The following is a 17,339-nucleotide window of genomic DNA, read 5'->3' as shown; positions in this document are numbered from 1 at the left end:
CGCCCGCCGCCATAAACAGTGCCGCCAAAGCAACATTATTTGCCATATTTGCCTCATTCCAGCCTTGCGGCACATCAATCGGGCGGCAATTGCGCCAATTTTGCCTATCCTTAGAGTATGCTAAAGCAGAATTTACCCAATGTCCGCCGCTGCGCCCGGCCTCGGCCCAAGAGAGTAAACCCATGCCAGACTATAGCAACCTGTCGGTCCTGATCATCGACCCCAACCAAGGCATGCGCGCCAGTCTGCACAATATGCTGACCCAGGTGGGCATCTCCAAGATCGACCACGCGGTCAGCTCGGGCACGGCGATCCGCCAGCTCGGCAAGAAATCCTACGACGTCATCCTGTGCGAGTACGACCTCAGCAGCAGCGCCGACAACGCCGGCCAGGACGGCCAGCAATTGCTGGAGGACTTGCGGCACCACAAGGTGATCGGCCAGTGGGCGATCTTCATCATGCTCACCTCGGAAGGCGTGTATGGCCGCGTGATCGGCGCGGCCGAGCTGCTGCCCACCGACTACATCCTGAAGCCGTTCACGGTCGACACGCTGTCGCAACGCATTTCGCGCGCGCTGGAACGGCGCGCCACCTTCCTGCCGATCTACCAGATGATAGGCCAGGGCAAGGCGCGCGAGGCGGTGACCGCCTGCATCAACGCCGAGGTGGCCCAGCCGCGCTACGCCACCGACTACGTCCGCCTGCGCGCCGAGCTGCTGGTGAGCATGGGCCAGGTGGCCGCCGCCGAGCAGGCATACGCGGCCGTGCTGCAGAACAAACAGCTGGGCTGGGCGCAGCTGGGCCAGGCCCGCTGCATGTTCCAGCTCAAGCGCTACACCGACGCCCAGGCGGCGCTGGAGGCGCTGCTGCTGCAAAACCCCAAGTTCATGGCGGCCTACGACCTGCTGGCGCAGGTGCACCGCGCGCTGGGCGCCGACGAGGACGCCAAGCGCGTGCTGCGCGACGCCATCGCCATCTCGCCGCACATGGTGCGCCGCCTGCGCAACCTGGGCGAGGTGGCGCTGGCCACCGGCGACGTCGAGGGCGCGGAGAAGGCCTTCAAGCAGGTGGTGGCCAAGGCCAAGTATTCCGAGTTCCGCGACCCCGAGGACCATGTGAACCTGGTCAAGACCCTGGTCACCAAGGGCGACGCCAACGGCGCCGCCGGCGTGGTGCGCGACCTGGAGCGCTCCATGCGCGCCAGCCCCAACGCCGACGTGTGCCGCGCGTATTCCGCCGCGCTGGTGCAGGAAATGAACGGCAACGCCGAGGGCGCGGTGGCCGAGCTGACCACGGCGCTGGGCGCGCTGGGCGAGGCCAAGGTGTCGAGCGCGCTGAAGCTGGGCCTGGCGCAGACCTGCATGGCCAATGAACTGGACGAACAGGCCAACACGCTGTTCGCCGGCCTCACGTCCGATCCGTCCAGCGGGGTCACGGACGCGCAGATCATGGCCCTGTGCGAGAAGGCGGGCCGCGCCGACATGGCCGAGCGCTACGGCGCCAAGGTCGATTCCGAGGTGGACCAGCAAGTGCGCAAGGCGGCGGAGAAAAGCCGCCAGGGCGACCTGCGCGGCGCCGTCGGCGTGCTGCAGGACGCGCTGCGCCGCCGTCCGGACAACACCGGCTTGTGGTCCGCCACCGCCAACGCCATCCTGCGCCAGATGGCCGATCTGGGCTGGGACGCGCCGCTGGCGGCCCAGGCCGCCGGCTTGCTCAAGCGCATGCGCGAGCACAATCCGGACCATCCCTTGTTGCCGAGCCTGATCAGCCAGTATACTGCGCTGAGACAGAAATACGCGCCACAGGCGTCCCCCAACCCGCCCCCCGCGGCGCCCGCACAGGCCGCCGCTGAAAGTCGTTGATGCAGGATTTCGCGGAATTATCGGTCCTGCTGGTGGACCCGAACCAGAGCATGCGCACCAGCCTGCGCAACATGCTCAACCAGGCCGGCATCGTCCGCATCGATGACGCGGTCAGTTCCGGCACGGCCATCCGGCAGATCGCGAAGAAAACCTACGACCTGGTGCTGTGCGAATACGACCTGAGCGGCGGCAGCGACAACGGCCAGGACGGCCAGCAGTTGCTGGAGGACCTGCGCAACCACGCGCTGATCGGCCGCTGGACCATCTTCATCATGCTCACGTCCGAGGGCGTTTACGGCAAGGTGGTGAGCGCCGCCGAACTGCTGCCCAACGACTACATCCTCAAGCCGTTCACGGTGGAGGTGCTGCTGCAGCGCATCAACCGCGCGGTGGGCAAGCGCTCCGCCTTCCTGCCGGTGTACCAGCTGCTGGATCAGCAACTGGTGCGCGACGCCATCGCCGAGGCGGGCGCGGCCGAGGCCAACCACCCCCGCCTGTCCACCGATTTCGCGCGCCTGCGGGCCGAACTGCATTTCGGGCTGGGCGAGATGGCCGAGGCGGAACTGATCTATCACACCATCCTGGCCGGCCGGCCGATAGGCTGGGCGCACCTGGGCCTGGCGCGCTGCCAGTTCGCGCTGCAGCGCTTCGAGGAGGCGCAGGCCACGCTGGACAAGCTGCTGGCGCAGAATCCGAAATACATGGCCGCCTACGACCTGCTGGCGCGCACGCACGAGGCGCTGGGCCAGGCCAACCAGGCCAAGAAGGTGCTGGAGGACGCGGTCGCCATTTCGCCGCACATGGTCAGCCGGCTGCGCCACCTGGGCGCGGTGGCCTACGAGACCGGCGACATCGGCGTGGCCGAGAAGGCCTTCAAGCAGGTCGTGGCGAAAGCCAAGTACTCCGAGTTCCGCGATCCGGAAGACCATGTGAACCTGGTCAAGACGCTGGTCAAGAAAGGCGACGCCAACCAGGCCAGCAGCGTGATCCGCGACCTGGAGCGCTCGCTGCGCGGCAACTCCAACACCGAGGTGTGCCGGGCCATTTCGGCGGCCCTGCTGATGGACATGTCCGGCCAGGTCAACCAGGCCGCCAAGGAACTGGGGAACGCGGTGGCCGCCGTCACGCAGGCCAAGGGCCTGTCCAACCAGCTCAGGCTGGGGCTGGTCGACAGCTGCCTCAAGCACCGGCTGGACAAGGACGCGGCCGACGTCGTCATCGACATGATGAACGACGACTCGGGCGGCCTGTCGATGGAGGAGGCGGTGGGCGTGTTCGAGAAGGCCGGCCGCCACGACATCGCGCGCGAGGTGGGCGAGCAGATCAACCAGCACGTGGACGAATTGCTGGAAAGCGCGGCCAGCGCGCTGGCCGAGGGCGACCACCGCGCGGCCGTGGCGGCGCTCAGCATCGCGCTGCGCAAGAAGCCGAGCAACCTGCCGGTGCTGTACGCCACCATCGGCGCCATGCTGCGCCAGCTCGACGAGCTGGGCTGGGAAGCGCCGCTGGGCGAACAGGCCGGCATGCTGCTGGACCGCCTGCGCCGCATCGACGGCGCCAATCCGGAGTTCGACAAGCTGGAGCAGCAGTTCGCCGGCACCCAGCGCAAGTTCGGGATTTCGACCACCGCTTAGACGTTTCACGGTTACATGTAGTTACCCAGGAAACATTTCCGGAACAGCCAGTTCGTTTTCTCAGCCGTTATAGTCCTATCGCGCCGACACGGTGCTTAACAGGAGAGAACGAAATGGAACATACCGCCACCACCCGCCGCATCCACCCACTGGTCGCCGCCGCGGCCGTCTCGGTCACCGTCCTGAGCTTGACCGGCATCGCCGCGATCACGGGCATCCTGCCGGGGACGCACGGCGCGAACGACACCGCGAAGCAGGCCTCGACGGAAGCGGTGGGCGCGCCATTCGGCACGCAGGGCGCGCAAACCTCTTCCCTCGCCCCCGCGACGGTCGCCGCGACGACGCCCGAACCGGCCGCCACGACCTCGCCGGCGCCCGCACCCGCGCCGGCGGTCAAGCAGGTCGTTCACCATAAAACCGTGGTGCATCATGAATACCCGCGCGCCGAGCGTCCCGCCGTCGCCCAGGCCGAACCGGAGCGCGCGCAACAACCCGCGCCGGCGCCGCAACCGGCTCCGGCCGCCCAGAACAGCCCCCTTGGCATCGGCATCGGCGCCGTGGTCGGCGGCCTGGTCGGCAACCAGATCGGCGGCGGCAATGGCAAGAAGCTGGCCACGATCGCCGGCGCCATCGGCGGCGGCTACGTGGGCAATGAAATCGCCAAGCGCAACCAGCAGCCCCAGGAGCCGGCGGACAAGTAAGCGCCGGAATCGGCCGACGCCCGGTTCAGCCGGCCGGCTCCGGGCGCCGGCCGTATCCGCCGCCGCCCGGCGTCTCGATGATGAACACGTCGCCCGGCGCCATCTCGGTCTTGCCGATGTGGCCCAGCTGTTCGATGCGGCCGTCGGCGCGCTGGACCAGGTTGCGCCCCACCGCCCCCGGCTCGCCGCCCGCCATGCCGAACGGCGCGTGCAGGCGGTTGTTGGACAGGATGGCGGCGGTCATCGCCTCCAGGAAGCGCACCTTGCGCACGCCGCCGTCGCCGCCGCGCCAGCGGCCCGCGCCGCCCGAACCGGCGCGGATCTCGTAGCTTTCCAGCCGCACCGGGAAGCGGAACTCCAGGATCTCCGGGTCTGTCAGGCGCGAGTTGGTCATATTGGTCTGCACGACCGAGGTGCCGTCGAAGCCGTCGCCGGCGCCGGAGCCGCCGCTGATGGTCTCGTAATACTGGTAGCGCGCGTTGCCGAAGGTGAAGTTGTTCATCGTGCCCTGCGACGCGGCCAGCACGCCCAGCGCGCCATACAGCGCGTTGGTGATGCAGGTGGAGGTCTCCACGTTGCCCGACACGACGGACGCCGGATAGTGGGGATTCAGCATCGATCCCGGCGGGATGATCACATGCAGCGGTTTCAAGCAGCCCGCGTTCAGCGGAATCTCGTCGTCGACCAAGGTGCGGAACACGTACAGCACGGCCGCCATGCACACGGCGGACGGCGCGTTGAAGTTGTTGTCCAGCTGCGCCGACGTGCCGGTGAAGTCGATCTCGGCGCTGCGGTCGGCCTGGTTGACGCGCACCGCCACCTGCACCTGCGCCCCGTTGTCCAGCTTGAGCGTGTACTGTCCGTCGCTCAGCGCGCTGATCACGCGGCGCACCGATTCCTCGGCGTTGTCCTGCACGTGCCGCATATAGGCTTGCACCACCTCCAGCCCGAAGTGCGCGACCATCTTGCGCAGCTCGTCCACGCCCTTCTGGTTGGCGGCGATCTGCGCGCGCAGGTCGGCCATGTTCTGGTCGGGATTGCGGGCGGGCCAGGCGGCGCCGGCCAACAAGGCGCGCGTTTCCGCGTCGCGCAGGCGGCCGCCGTCCGCGCCGTCGACCAGCTTGAAATTGTTGATCAACACGCCCTCCTCCTCGATGTCGCGGGAGTCGGGCGGCATCGAACCGGGCGTGGTGCCGCCGATGTCCGCGTGGTGGCCGCGCGAGCCGACGTAGAACAGGATCTCGCGCTCGTGGTGGTCGAACACCGGCGTGATCACCGTCACGTCCGGCAGATGGGTGCCGCCGTTGTACGGGTCGTTGAGCATGTAGACGTCGCCCGGCCGCATCCGGCCGGCGTTCTCGCGCATCACGGTCTTGATGCTCTCGCCCATGGAACCCAGGTGCACCGGCATGTGCGGCGCGTTGGCGATCAGGTTGCCGGCGGCGTCGAAGATGGCGCAGCTGAAGTCCAGGCGCTCCTTGATGTTGACCGAGTAGGCGGTGTTCTGCAACCGAAGTCCCATCTGCTCGGCGATGGACATGAACAGGTTGTTGAAGATCTCCAGCATCACCGGGTCGGCCGTGGTGCCGATGGCGCGGCGCTCGGGCAGCGCCTCCACGCGCGTCAGCACGAGGTGGTCCTGCGGCGTGACCTCGGCCCGCCAGCCCGGCTCCACCACCGTGGTGGCGTTGGCCTCGGCGATGATGGCCGGGCCCTGGATGATGTCGCCGACGCGGGTGGCGTCGCGCCGGTACAGCGGCGTGTCGCGCCACAGGCCCGCGCCGAACATCGGCACGGTGGCCGAAGGCGCCAGGCCGCCATCGCGCGGCGGCTGCTGCGGCTCGGCCTCGGCCGGCGCGTCGGACGCGCCCACCGCCTCCACCGACACGGCCTCCACGATCAAGGCCTTGTGCGGCATCAGGAAGGAGAAGCGCTTCTTGTAGGCGGCCTCGAACTGGGCCTTCATGCCATCCAGCGCGTCGAACAGCACGATCAGCGCCGAATCCGTGCCCTCGTAGCGCAGGTGCACGCGCCGTATCAGCGCGATGCGCTCGGCCGCCACGCCCTGCCGCAGCAGTTCGCCGCGCGCCTCGTCGCCCAGCGCGGCCAGGCGCACGGCCAGGTCCTGTTCGCCGCCCTCCATTAATTTGCTCTCGACCGCCGCCTCGCGCATCGCGGTCTGGTCGGCCAGGCCCATGCCATAGGCGGACAGCACGCCCGCCAGCGTGTGGATGAACACCGTCTTCATGCCCAGCGCGTCGGCCACCAGGCAGGCGTGCTGGCCGCCCGCGCCGCCGAAGCTGGTGAGCGCGTATTCGGTCACGTCGTGGCCGCGCTGCACGGAAATCTGCTTGATGGCGTTGGCCATGTTGCCGACCGCGATCTCGATGAAGCCCTCGGCCACCCGCTCCGGCGTGGTCGGCGCGCCGGTGGCGGCCTCGATCTCGCGCGCCATGGCGGCGAAGCGCGACCGGACCTCGTCCGCGTCCAGCGGCTGGCGGCCGTCCGCGCCGAACAGCATGGGGAAGTACGCCGGCTGGATCTTGCCCAGCATAACGTTGCAGTCCGTGACGGCCAGCGGACCGCCGCGGCGGTAGCTGGCGGGCCCGGGATTGGCGCCCGCGCTGTCCGGGCCGACGCGGAAGCGGCTGCCGTCGAAATGCAGGATGGAGCCGCCGCCCGCCGCCACCGTGTGGATGCTCATCATCGGCGCGCGCATGCGCACGCCCGCCACCTGGGTCTCGAACACGCGCTCGAAGTCCCCCGAGTAGTGGGACACGTCGGTGGAGGTGCCGCCCATGTCGAAGCCGATGATCTTGTCGAAGCCCGCGTGGCGGCTGGCGCGCACCATGCCGACGATGCCGCCGGCCGGGCCGCTCAGGATGCTGTCCTTGCCCTGGAAGGCGCGCGCGTCCGTCAGGCCGCCGTTGGACTGCATGAACTGCAGGTTAACGCCGGGCAGTTCGCCCGCCACCTGGTCCACATAGCGGCGCAGGATCGGCGACAGGTAGGCGTCCACCACGGTGGTGTCGCCGCGCGCCACCAGCTTCATCATCGGGCTGACCTGGTGCGACACCGACACCTGGGTGTAGCCGATCTCGCGCGCCATCGCGGCCACGGCCGACTCGTGCGCGCCGTAGCGGTAGCCGTGCATGAAGACGATGGCCAGCGAGCGCAGGCCCTCGTCGTAGGCGGCTTGCAGGCCGGCGCGCGCGGCCGCCGCGTCCAGCGCGAGCACCACCTCCCCGTGCGCGCCCATGCGCTCGTCGATTTCGATCACGCGGCGGTACAGCAGTTCGGGCAGCACGATGTGGCGGTCGAACAGGCGCGGACGGTTCTGGTAGGCGATGCGCAGCGCGTCGCGGAAGCCGCGCGTGATGGCCAGCGCGGTCGGTTCGCCCTTGCGCTCGAGCAGCGCGTTGGTGGCCACCGTGGTGCCCATCTTCACCGCCTCCACCCGCCCGGCCGGCACCGGCTCGCCCGGCGCCACGCCCAGCAGGTGGCGGATGCCGGCGATGGCCGCGTCGCGGTATTGTTCGGGATGCTCGGACAGCAGCTTGTGGGTGCGCAGGCGCCCGTCCGGCATGCGCGCCACGATGTCGGTGAACGTGCCGCCGCGATCGATCCAGAACTGCCAGTCCATATGCCCCCCGCGCCAATGTGAAGCAGTTATTGTAGTGCCCCGAAAGCGCCGTCGGCCACGATTTATTTCAATGCTAAAATTGAGCACTGAATAACTGATGTGTATCGGCAGGCCGCCATGAATCCACTGTACACCGTCGCGGAAATCCGCCAGATCGAGGAGGCCGCCGCGCGGCGCCTGCCGGAGGGCGCGCTGATGCAGCGCGCCGGCCAGGCCGCCGCCAACGCGGCGCTGGACCTGCTGCCCTTCTCCACCAGCCGCGCCCGCGTGCTGGTGCTGGCCGGCCCCGGCAACAACGGCGGCGACGCGCTGGAGGCCTCGGCCCATCTCGCGTTCGCGGGCGCGCAAATCACCATCCTGCATTTCGCCGGCGGACAGCCCACCAGCGCCGAGCGGGAACAGGCGCTGCAACGCGCGCGCGGCAGCACGGCCAAGTTCGAGGAACTGGCGCCCGCCGCGATCGCGGCGCAGGAATGGAACCTGGTGGTCGACGGCTTGTTCGGCATCGGCCTCAAACGGCCGCTGGAAGGCGCCATGCGCGCGCTGGTGGACGCGGTCAACGCCCTGCCCTGCCAGCGCCTGGCGCTGGACGTGCCGAGCGGGCTGGATGCGGACAGCGGCGCCATCGTGGGACCGGACGGCGCGGCCGTGCGCGCCACGCACACCATCACCTTCATCGGCGACAAGCCCGGCCTGCACACCTGCGACGGCCGCGACTGCGCGGGCGCGGTGCAGGTGGCGCGGCTGGACATCGAGCCGACGCTGTTCCAGTCCTCGCGCCAGCACCTGAACGACGTCAAGTTCTTCTCGCGCCATCTGCGGGCGCGGCGCCACAACACGCACAAGGGCAGCTATGGCAACGTGGCCGTCATCGGCGGCGCGCGCGGCATGGCGGGCGCGGCGATCCTCGCCGCCCGGGCCGCGCTGATGAGCGGCGCGGGCCGCGTCTACGCCTGCTTCGCCGAGGACGCGCCGGCGTACGACGGCGCGCATCCGGAACTGATGTGCCGTCTGGCCGGCGACTTCGACATGGACTCCGCCGCGCTGGCGGCCGGGCCCGGCCTGGGCACGGGGCCCGCCGCGCGGGCGGCGCTGGCGCGCGCGATCGGCAGCGGCAGCCCGCTGCTGCTGGACGCCGACGCGCTGAACCTGCTGGCGGCCGAACCGGCGCTGCAGGCCGCGCTGGCCGAGCGCGGCGCGCCCGTCGTGGTCACGCCCCATCCGCTGGAGGCGGCGCGCTTGCTGGGCGTGTCGGTCACCGTGGTGCAGGCGGACCGGCTCTCGGCTGCGCGCGAACTGGCGCAGCGCCTGCGCGCCGTGGTGGTGCTGAAGGGATCGGGCACGGTGCTGGCGACGCAAGACGGGCACACCGTCATCAACACCACGGGCAATCCGGCGCTGGCGACGGCCGGCACGGGGGACGTGCTGTCAGGCCTGTGCGCAAGCCTGCTGGCGCAGGGATGGCCGGCGTGGGAGGCGGCGCTGGCCGCCGTCTGGCTGCACGGCATGGCGGCCGACGTGCTGGTGACCGAGGGCGCGGGGCCCATCGGCGTCACGGCCGGCGAGCTGATACCGGCGATACGCACGGCCCTGAACCGCATGGTGCAGCACCACGCGCGCTAAACGATGCGGCCCGCCGCGATGGTGATGATGCGGCCGCAACGCGCCGCGATCTGCGGATCGTGCGTCACCAGCACCAGCGTCGAACCGCGCTCGCGGTTCAATTCGAACATCAGCTGTATCACCGCCTCGCCGGTGGCCGCGTCCAGGCTGCCGGTGGGCTCGTCGGCGAACAGCAGCGGCGGCTCGCCGACAAAGGCCCGCGCCAAGGCCACGCGCTGCTGCTCGCCGCCGGACAGATACTTCGGATAGTGCCGCAGCCTGCTCGACAACCCCACCCGTCCCAGCATGGCCTCGGCCTTGGCGCGCGCCTCCGGGTCGCCCGCCAGTTCCAGCGGCAGCATCACGTTCTCCAGCGCCGTCAGGTGCGCCAGCAGCTGGAAGGACTGGAACACGAAACCCAGCTTGGCCTTGCGCAGCGCGGCGCGGCCGTCCTCGTCCAGCGCGTAGATGTCGGCGCCGTCCAGCATCACCTTGCCGGTGCTGGGGCTGTCGAGTCCGGCCAGCAAGCCCAGCAATGTCGACTTGCCGCTGCCGGACGCGCCCACGATGGCGAGCGTCTCCGCGCTTTGCACGGTAAAATCCACGCTGTGCAATATGGTCAATTCGCCGCTGGCGTCGGCCACGCGCTTGCTCAGGCCCTCCACCACGATGGCGGCGGCGTTGCCCTGGGTTAGTCCGCGTGGCGCCAGGGCCGGCGAATCGGGAATGAAACTGCTGGACGCTTTGGGAAATTCAGGCATGGTCTTGTTGAAAAGTATACGTCGATTGCTGTGGTTGCCATTGGTGGCGCTGCTCATGGTCAGCGCCGCCGCGAGCGCCTATTCTGCACCAAAAACCATATTGGTGGTGGGCGACAGCCTGTCCGCCGAGTACGGCCTGGCGCGCGGCGCCGGCTGGGTGGCCTTGCTGGAACAAAAGCTGCGGGAACAAAAGATCGACGCGCGCATCGTCAACGCCAGCGTCAGCGGCGAGACCACCAGCGGCGGCCGCACCCGCCTGCCGGCGCTGCTGGGCAAGCACAAGCCGGACATCGTGGTCATCGAGTTGGGCGCCAACGACGGACTGCGCGGCCTGCCGGTGGCCGCCGCCGAGGCCAACCTGCGCGCCATGGTGAGCGCCGCGCGCGCCGGCGGCGCCCGCGTGCTGCTGGTGGGCATGCGCATGCCGCCCAACTACGGCCGCGACTACGCCGACAAGTTCTTCGCCATGTTTGGCGCGCTCAGCAAGGACGTGAAGGCGCCGCTGGCGCCGTTCATGCTGGACGGCGTGGCCGAGAAAACCGAACTGTTCCAGCCCGACCGCCTGCATCCGCTGGCGAGCGCCCATCCCATCATCCTGGGCAACATCTGGCCGCATCTGCAGCCGCTGCTGAAGGCAAAATGAAATACCCTGAACTGAGCCATTTCGCCGACCTGGTCGACCGCCTGCACGAATTCGACGCCATCATCGACGTGCGCACCGAGGCCGAGTACGCGCTCGACCACGTGCCCGGCGCCATCAACTGCCCCGTGCTGGACGACGAGCAGCGCATCGTGGTCGGCACCACCTACAAGCAGGTGGGCGCGTTCGAGGCCAAGAAGATGGGCGCGGCCATGGTCGCGCGCAACATCGCGCAGCACATCGACGCGCTGTGGCAGGACAAACCGCGCGACTGGCGGCCGCTGGTCTACTGCTGGCGCGGCGGCAACCGCAGCGGCGCCATGGCCCACATCCTGGCCAAGATAGGCTGGCCGGTGGCGCAGTTGGACGGCGGCTACAAGGACTACCGGCAATACGTCAGCGCCGCGCTGGAGCGGACGCCGGCGCTGGACTTCCGCGTGCTGTGCGGCACCACCGGCAGCGGCAAGAGTCGGCTGCTGCAAACGCTGGAGTCGGTCGGCGCGCAAGTGCTGGACCTGGAACAGCTGGCCGCGCACCGGGGCTCGGTGCTGGGGAGCATCCCCAGCCATCCGCAGCCGTCGCAAAAGGCCTTCGAAAGCGCGATCTGGGACCGGCTGCGCCGCTTCGATCCCGCGCTGCCGGTGTTCGTCGAATCCGAAAGCAAGAAGGTGGGCGAACTGCGGGTGCCGGGCGCGCTGATGGACAAGATGCGCGCCTCGCCCTGCGTCGCGCTGCGGCTGTCGCGCGAACACCGGGTGGCGCTGCTGATGCAGGACTACGCCCACTACACGCACGACGCGGCGGCGCTCAACGAACAGCTGGGCCTGCTGGCCGCGCTGCACGGCCGCGACAAGATCAACGCCTGGCGTGAACTGGCCAACGCCGGCCGGATGGCCGAGCTGGTGGGCATGCTGCTGAGCGAGCACTACGACCCCGCCTACCTGCGCTCCATCGACCGCAACTTCCCCGGCAACGCCGACGCACAGGTGCTCGAGCTCCCCGGCATCGCCCCGGACGACTTCCGCGCCGCCGCCCTCGCCCTGCACCGCCCCTAAAAGTTACCCCAGCTACATCGGTGTCAGGCGCGACATTCGGACAAATGTCCGAATGTCGCGCCTGACACCGATGTGTTTTTGATAAGTGCGAGGACAAAAAAATGCCGCTGGGTTAGAGCGGCATTTTTGCTTAGTTGGCGGTTTCGGGCTTCGTGGCCTTGGCGCCGCTGAGCAGCTTGACCTTGGCTTTGTGCTTGAGCGCGTCCACGTATTGGTACAGCTCTTGCGACGCCACCATGTTGGAGATCTGCTCGGCCTCGGCCTTGCGCTGCGCCGGGTCTTGCTCGGCCGGCTGCTGCACCTTGCCGATGCGGTACACGCCGTAGCCCATGCCGGGCAATTCCACGCCGACGTAGGCCGGCAGCTTGGCGGTGTCGGCTTTCATCACCTCGGCCAGCGCGGCGCCGTTCAGGCCGTTCGGGTTGGCGCGCGACACCAGCTTGGCGCCACCGAAGCCTTCCGCGCCGCCCGACGCCTTGGCCGCGGCGATCTTGGCTTCGCCTTCCTTCTTGGCCATCTTGACGGCTTCCTCGGCCGTCACGCGCTGGCGGATCGCGGCGTCCACCTCGGCCAGCGGACGCTTGGCCGCCGGCTTGAATTCGACGATGCGGCCGGCCACCAGGGTGCTCGGCGCCACTTCCACCGCCTCGGTGTTGCGCTTGTTCTTCAGCGACTCGTCCGAGAACAGCGCGGTCAAGAACTTGGCGTGGTTGAACGGCGCGGTGCCCAGCGCGGGCGACGGGGTGCGCGCGACGTGCTCGGCGGTTTCGATCTTCAGCTTGAGCTTGTCGGCCACCGGCTTCAGGCTGTCGGCCTGCTCGTACACGGTGTTGGTGAAGGCCTCGGCCATCTCCGAGTACTTCTTGGCGGACTTCTGCTTCTTCAGGTCGGCGGCGATGTCGTTCTTCACCTCGTCCAGCGGCTTGACGGCGGCCGGTTTCAGCGAGGTGACGGTGACGATGTGGTAGCCGAACTCGGTCTCGACCGGACCGGCGATCTCGCCCTGCTTCAGCGCGAAGGCGGCGTCCTCCAGCGGCTTGGGCAGCGCGCCTTTTTCCAGCACGTCCAGGTCGCCGCCCTGCTCGGCCGACACCGGGTCCTCCGATTTGGCCTTGGCGATCTTGGCGAAGTCGGCCGGGGCCTTCTTCACCTCGGCCAGGATGGCATCGGCCTTGGCCTTGGCTGCGGCCTTGTCGGCGGCGCTGGCGTCCTTCTTCACGGCCACCAGGATGTGGCTGGCGCGGCGCGCCTCGGCGCTGCCGTAGCGGGCCTTGTTCTGCTCGTAGTAGGCGGCCACGTCGGCGTCGGTCACGCTGACCTGGTCGGCCACGGCGGCGGCGTTGAACACCACGTATTCGATCTTGGCCTGCTCGGGCACCTCGAACAGCTTGGCGTTCTTGTCGTAATAGGCCTTGACCATCTCGTCGGTGACTTTCACCTGCGGCAGGAATTGCGCCGCCGGCAGCAGCAGTTCCTGCACTTCGCGCTCCTGCGCGCCGAAGTCGGACAGCTTGGCGGCCACGGAGCGCGGCGCGAAGCCGGTCAGCTGTACGGCGCCGCTGACCTGCTGCAGCGCCATGTCGCGGCGCAGGCGGGCCTGGTAGCCTTCCGGCGTCATGCCTTGCGCGGCCAGCAGCGAGCGGTAGCGCTCGATGTCGACCTTGCCGTCGGGCTTGATCATGCCGGGGATGTCCTTGATGCCGTCCAGCAGGATCTCCTGCAGCTTGGCGTCGCCGACGGTCAGGTGGCTGCGCGCGACCTCGGCGCCCACAGCGCGCTCGGCGATCAGCGACTCGAGCACGTTTTGCTTGAACTCGGGCGTGTCGAACAGCTTCTGGTCGAACTGCTCGCCCATGCGCTGGCGGAAGTTGTCGAGCTGGGTGCGCTGCGCGGCTTCCCATTCCTGGCGGGTCACGGGCTGGCCGTCGATGGTGGCGACGGTGTTCGCCCCGTCGCCGGAATTCTGGTATCCGCTGACGCCGACCAGGACAAACGACGGCACGATCAGGATCGCCAGTAAAATCTGCATCAACTTTTGATGCGTGCGTATAAATTCAAACATGGTCCGCCAATTCTGATGAGTGGATCTGGAGCTCTACAAAAAAAGGCGAACCTGCGTTCGCCTCGCACGCGATTCTACCGTGCGCCGCCCGGCCAGGGCAAGGCAAAACGGCAAGAATGACAAAACGTCACGGCTAAAGAAAAACCCCCGCAACCTTGCGGCTGCGGTTTCATCTTGTTCTTGGCGGAGCGGACGGGGCTCGAACCCGCGACCCCCGGCGTGACAGGCCGGTATTCTAACCAACTGAACTACCGCTCCAGCATACTCAAGGCATAGCCGGCAGTGAACTGGTGGGCGCTGAGAGGGTCGAACTCCCGACCTAATGCTTGTAAGGCATCCGCTCTACCAACTGAGCTAAGCGCCCAGTCCAACTGCCTGGTGAGCCGTGTCGACTCACCGAAGTCCGTTAGTTTACAGCATCCTTCAAAGCTTTGCCAGCTTTAAATTTGGGGACCTTGGCCGCGTCGATGACGATTTCCTCTTTGGTGCGCGGGTTGCGGCCGGTGCGGGCGGCGCGTTCGCTCACCGAGAAGGTGCCAAAGCCGACCAGGGTGACGCTGTCGTTCTTGGCCAGGGTGGTGGTTACGCCATCGATCACCGCGTCCAGCGCGCGCGCGGCCGCCGCTTTCGAAATGTCAGCGGAAGTAGCGATATGGTCGATCAGTTCAGTCTTGTTCACAAAAGTCCCCGTCACAAAGGTTTATATCGTTTATACCGTTTTCGGGCAGCGCTGGCGCCATCCTCCAAGGGCAGAGAAAAATCTCAGGCCGTATTAAACAAGCGGGGTCAACCTTGTGTCAAGGGAAACACTAGCGAAAATCGGGCTAAAAATGCAAACAGGCGCCATAAAGGCGCCTGTTTGTGGCCGGCCAGGCAATAAACGCCCGGCGGCGGCTTAGTGCTTGACCACTTCGCCCTGGCCGTCGACCTTGGCGGCGGCGGCGGCGACCGCCTCCACCGGCGGCGTCTCGACCACCGGCTCGGGCTGGCGCTCGAGCGCGATTTCCAGCACCTTGTCGATCCAGCGCACCGGCACGATCTCCAGCTTGTTCTTGACGTTGTCAGGAATCTCGGCCAGGTCCTTGACGTTCTGCTCGGGGATCAGGACCGTCTTGATGCCGCCGCGATGCGCCGCCAGCAGCTTCTCCTTCAGCCCGCCGATCGGCAGCACCTCGCCGCGCAGCGTGATCTCGCCCGTCATCGCCACGTCGGCGCGCACCGGGATGCCGGTGAAGATCGACACCAGCGCCGTCGTCATCGCGATGCCGGCGGACGGACCGTCCTTCGGCGTGGCGCCCTCCGGCACGTGGATGTGGATGTCGCTCTTCTCGAACACCTCGGCCTTGATGCCGAGCCGCGCGGAACGGCTGCGCACCACGGTGCGGGCCGCCTCGATCGACTCCTTCATCACGTCGCCCAGGGTGCCGGTGCGGATCACGCCGCCCTTGCCCGGCATGGTCACGGCCTCGATGGTCAGCAGATCGCCGCCCACCTCGGTCCACGCCAGGCCGACCACCTGGCCCACCTGGTTTTCCTTCTCGGCCACGCCGAAGTCGTAGCGGCGCACGCCCAGGAACTTGTCCAGGTTTTTCGGCGTCACGGCGACCTTCTTGTCCGAACGCTTCAGCAGCAGCATCTTGACGACCTTGCGGCAGATCTTGGAGATTTCACGCTCCAGCGAACGCACGCCCGCCTCGCGGGTGTAGTAGCGGATGATGTCGCGGATGGCCGCCTCCGACACCGAGATCTCCTCTTCCTTCAGGCCGTTGTTCTTGACCTGTTTCGGCAGCAGGTAGCGGGTCGAGATGTTGGTCTTCTCGTCCTCGGTGTAGCCCGACAGGCGGATCACCTCCATCCGGTCCAGCAGCGCCGGCGGGATGTTGTAGGAGTTCGAGGTCGCCACGAACATCACGTCCGACAGGTCGAAGTCCACCTCGATGTAGTGGTCCGAGAACGTGTGGTTCTGTTCAGGGTCCAGCACCTCGAGCAGGGCCGACGACGGGTCGCCGCGGAAGTCCGCGCCCATCTTGTCGATCTCGTCCAGCAGGAACAGCGGGTTGCGCACGCCGACCTTGGACAGCGACTGCAACACCTTGCCCGGCATGGAGCCGATGTAGGTGCGGCGGTGGCCGCGGATCTCGGCCTCGTCGCGCACGCCGCCCAGCGCCATGCGCACGAACTTGCGGTTGGTGGCCTTGGCGATGGACTGGCCCAGCGAGGTTTTACCCACGCCAGGAGGACCCACGAAGCACAGGATCGGGGCCTTCAGCTTGTCGACGCGCTGTTGCACCGCGAGGTACTCCAGGATGCGTTCCTTGACCTTCTCCAGGCCGTAGTGGTCGCCCTCGAGCACCTTCTCGGCGTTCGCCAGGTCGTTGTTGACCTTGGACTTCTTCTTCCACGGCAGCGAGACCAGGGTGTCGATGTAGTTGCGCACCACGGTCGCCTCGGCCGACATCGGCGACATCAGCTTGAGCTTCTTGAGCTCGGCGTTGGCCTTGTCCAGCGCCTCTTTCGGCATCTTGGCGGCGGCCACTTTCTTTTCCAGTTCGTCCAGGTCGGCGCCGTCCTCGCCCTCGCCCAGCTCCTTCTGGATGGCTTTGACCTGCTCGTTCAGGTAGTACTCGCGCTGCGACTTCTCCATCTGGCGCTTGACGCGGCCGCGGATGCGCTTCTCGACCTGCAGGATGTCCAGTTCGCCCTCCAGCTGGCCGAGCAGGTGCTCCAGGCGCTTGGCGACGTTGAAGATCTCCAGGATCACCTGTTTCTGCTCGAGCTTGAGCGGCAGGTGCGCGGCGACGGTGTCGGCCAGGCGGCCGGCGTCGTCGATGCCCGACAGCGAAGCCAGGATCTCGGGCGGGATCTTCTTGTTCAGTTTGACGTACTGGTCGAACTGCTGGACGATGGCGCGGCGCATCGCCTCGATCTCCGAATCGTCGCCGATCTCGGAGTCCAGCGGCGTCAGGTCGGCCACGAAGTGGGTCGGCGCGTCGGTGATCTTCTTGATGCGCGCGCGCTGGGCGCCCTCGACCAGCACCTTGACGGTGCCGTCGGGCAGTTTCAGCATCTGCAGGATGTTGGCCACGCAGCCGATCTCATAAATATCGGAGGCGGACGGCTCGTCCTTGGCGGCGGCTTTCTGGGCGGCCAGCATGATGCTCTTGCCCTGTTCCATAGCCGCTTCCAGCGCTTTGATCGACTTGGGCCGACCGACGAACAGCGGTATCACCATATGCGGGAAAACGACGACATCCCGGAGTGGCAATAACGGCAGCTGAGTTTGCTCAGTTAATTTGGAAGTTGTCATGGCGTACCTTATGTGAAAGCGTCTACCTGAAATTGGCGGTTAAATGCCAAATCACAAGACCGGCGGCAATAA

At 67.6% G+C, this 17,339-nt stretch carries 11 protein-coding genes and 2 tRNA genes; 6 read left to right on the top strand and 7 right to left on the bottom strand.

Features of this window, described 5'->3' with window-relative positions:
• The first annotated feature begins 182 nt into the window (after positions 1–182).
• From BM436_RS07695 to BM436_RS07685, 3 genes are all read left to right on the top strand, one after another.
• Positions 183–1,862, top strand: a complete 1,680-nt coding sequence (locus BM436_RS07695; protein WP_093554926.1) for a tetratricopeptide repeat-containing response regulator — start codon at positions 183–185, stop codon at positions 1,860–1,862.
• Positions 1,862–3,496 carry a tetratricopeptide repeat-containing response regulator gene (locus tag BM436_RS07690; RefSeq protein WP_093554925.1) on the top strand — a complete coding sequence of 545 codons (1,635 nt, stop codon included), beginning with the start codon at positions 1,862–1,864 and terminating at the stop codon, positions 3,494–3,496. Before BM436_RS07695 ends, BM436_RS07690 begins: the two co-directional genes overlap by 1 nt.
• 113 nt (positions 3,497–3,609) lie before the next feature.
• A complete protein-coding gene (locus BM436_RS07685) occupies positions 3,610–4,197 on the top strand; it encodes a glycine zipper 2TM domain-containing protein (protein WP_093554924.1) in 588 nt (195 codons plus the stop codon).
• Between the two features lie 25 nt (positions 4,198–4,222).
• Here BM436_RS07685 and BM436_RS07680 read toward each other — a convergent pair whose 3' ends face one another.
• Positions 4,223–7,840: a hydantoinase B/oxoprolinase family protein gene (locus BM436_RS07680; protein WP_093554923.1), complete on the bottom strand. Its 3,618-nt coding sequence runs from the start codon at positions 7,838–7,840 to the stop codon at positions 4,223–4,225.
• A 117-nt stretch (positions 7,841–7,957) separates the two neighbouring features.
• Here BM436_RS07680 and BM436_RS07675 point away from each other — a divergent pair, with 117 nt between their 5' ends.
• Entirely contained in the window at positions 7,958–9,463 is a 1,506-nt protein-coding gene (locus BM436_RS07675; protein WP_093554922.1) for an NAD(P)H-hydrate dehydratase, read from the top strand.
• Here the strand turns inward: BM436_RS07675 and BM436_RS07670 are convergent.
• The gene (locus tag BM436_RS07670) at positions 9,460–10,170 is read right to left on the bottom strand and encodes an ABC transporter ATP-binding protein (RefSeq protein WP_371859627.1); all 711 of its coding nucleotides are present in this window, start codon (positions 10,168–10,170) and stop codon (positions 9,460–9,462) included. The two genes, BM436_RS07675 and BM436_RS07670, sit on opposite strands and share 4 nt — an antisense overlap.
• Before the next feature lie 31 nt (positions 10,171–10,201).
• On the opposite strand from BM436_RS07670, the gene BM436_RS07665 reads away from it, so the two are divergent.
• Together BM436_RS07665 and mnmH are read left to right on the top strand one after the other, a co-directional pair.
• Entirely contained in the window at positions 10,202–10,846 is a 645-nt protein-coding gene (locus tag BM436_RS07665) for an arylesterase (protein WP_093554920.1), read from the top strand.
• The gene (gene mnmH, locus BM436_RS07660) at positions 10,843–11,898 is read left to right on the top strand and encodes a tRNA 2-selenouridine(34) synthase MnmH (RefSeq protein WP_093554919.1); all 1,056 of its coding nucleotides are present in this window, start codon (positions 10,843–10,845) and stop codon (positions 11,896–11,898) included. The genes BM436_RS07665 and mnmH overlap by 4 nt, the downstream gene beginning before the upstream one ends.
• Before the next feature lie 130 nt (positions 11,899–12,028).
• Here mnmH and BM436_RS07655 read toward each other — a convergent pair whose 3' ends face one another.
• The 5 genes from BM436_RS07655 to lon all read right to left on the bottom strand — a co-directional run bounded on the left by BM436_RS07655 (position 12,029) and on the right by lon (position 17,267).
• Positions 12,029–13,927 (bottom strand): SurA N-terminal domain-containing protein, encoded by a 1,899-nt coding sequence (locus BM436_RS07655; protein ID WP_229489565.1) that lies wholly within the window; start codon positions 13,925–13,927, stop codon positions 12,029–12,031.
• Positions 13,928–14,141: 214 nt separating this feature from the next.
• A tRNA-Asp gene (locus tag BM436_RS07650) sits at positions 14,142–14,218 on the bottom strand.
• A 30-nt stretch (positions 14,219–14,248) separates the two neighbouring features.
• Positions 14,249–14,324, bottom strand: a tRNA-Val gene (locus BM436_RS07645).
• A 42-nt stretch (positions 14,325–14,366) separates the two neighbouring features.
• Entirely contained in the window at positions 14,367–14,639 is a 273-nt protein-coding gene (gene hbs / locus BM436_RS07640) for a non-specific DNA-binding protein Hbs (protein WP_056389616.1), read from the bottom strand.
• Positions 14,640–14,855: 216 nt separating this feature from the next.
• Positions 14,856–17,267, bottom strand: coding sequence for an endopeptidase La (lon, locus tag BM436_RS07635; RefSeq protein ID WP_093554917.1), 2,412 nt, complete (start codon positions 17,265–17,267; stop codon positions 14,856–14,858).
• Positions 17,268–17,339 lie beyond the last annotated feature (72 nt).

Source organism: Pseudoduganella namucuonensis, from assembly GCF_900116645.1.
Lineage (GTDB): Bacteria > Pseudomonadota > Gammaproteobacteria > Burkholderiales > Burkholderiaceae_D > Rugamonas > Rugamonas namucuonensis.
Note: the sequence above shows the minus strand (reverse complement) of the source record. Positions and strands in the feature narration are given on the sequence as shown.

What these genes read in the sequence shown, in the direction of transcription:
- BM436_RS07695 (WP_093554926.1), top strand. Translation starts at nt 183, where the DNA reads ATGCCAGACTATAGCAACCTGTCGGTCCTGATCATCGACCCCAACCAA.
- BM436_RS07685 (WP_093554924.1), top strand. Translation starts at nt 3,610, where the DNA reads ATGGAACATACCGCCACCACCCGCCGCATCCACCCACTGGTCGCCGCC.
- BM436_RS07665 (WP_093554920.1), top strand. Translation starts at nt 10,202, where the DNA reads ATGGTCTTGTTGAAAAGTATACGTCGATTGCTGTGGTTGCCATTGGTG.
- BM436_RS07680 (WP_093554923.1), bottom strand. Translation starts at nt 7,840, where the DNA reads ATGGACTGGCAGTTCTGGATCGATCGCGGCGGCACGTTCACCGACATC.
- BM436_RS07655 (WP_229489565.1), bottom strand. Translation starts at nt 13,927, where the DNA reads ATGCAGATTTTACTGGCGATCCTGATCGTGCCGTCGTTTGTCCTGGTC.
- BM436_RS07675 (WP_093554922.1), top strand. Translation starts at nt 7,958, where the DNA reads ATGAATCCACTGTACACCGTCGCGGAAATCCGCCAGATCGAGGAGGCC.
- mnmH (WP_093554919.1), top strand. Translation starts at nt 10,843, where the DNA reads ATGAAATACCCTGAACTGAGCCATTTCGCCGACCTGGTCGACCGCCTG.
- BM436_RS07690 (WP_093554925.1), top strand. Translation starts at nt 1,862, where the DNA reads ATGCAGGATTTCGCGGAATTATCGGTCCTGCTGGTGGACCCGAACCAG.
- lon (WP_093554917.1), bottom strand. Translation starts at nt 17,267, where the DNA reads ATGACAACTTCCAAATTAACTGAGCAAACTCAGCTGCCGTTATTGCCA.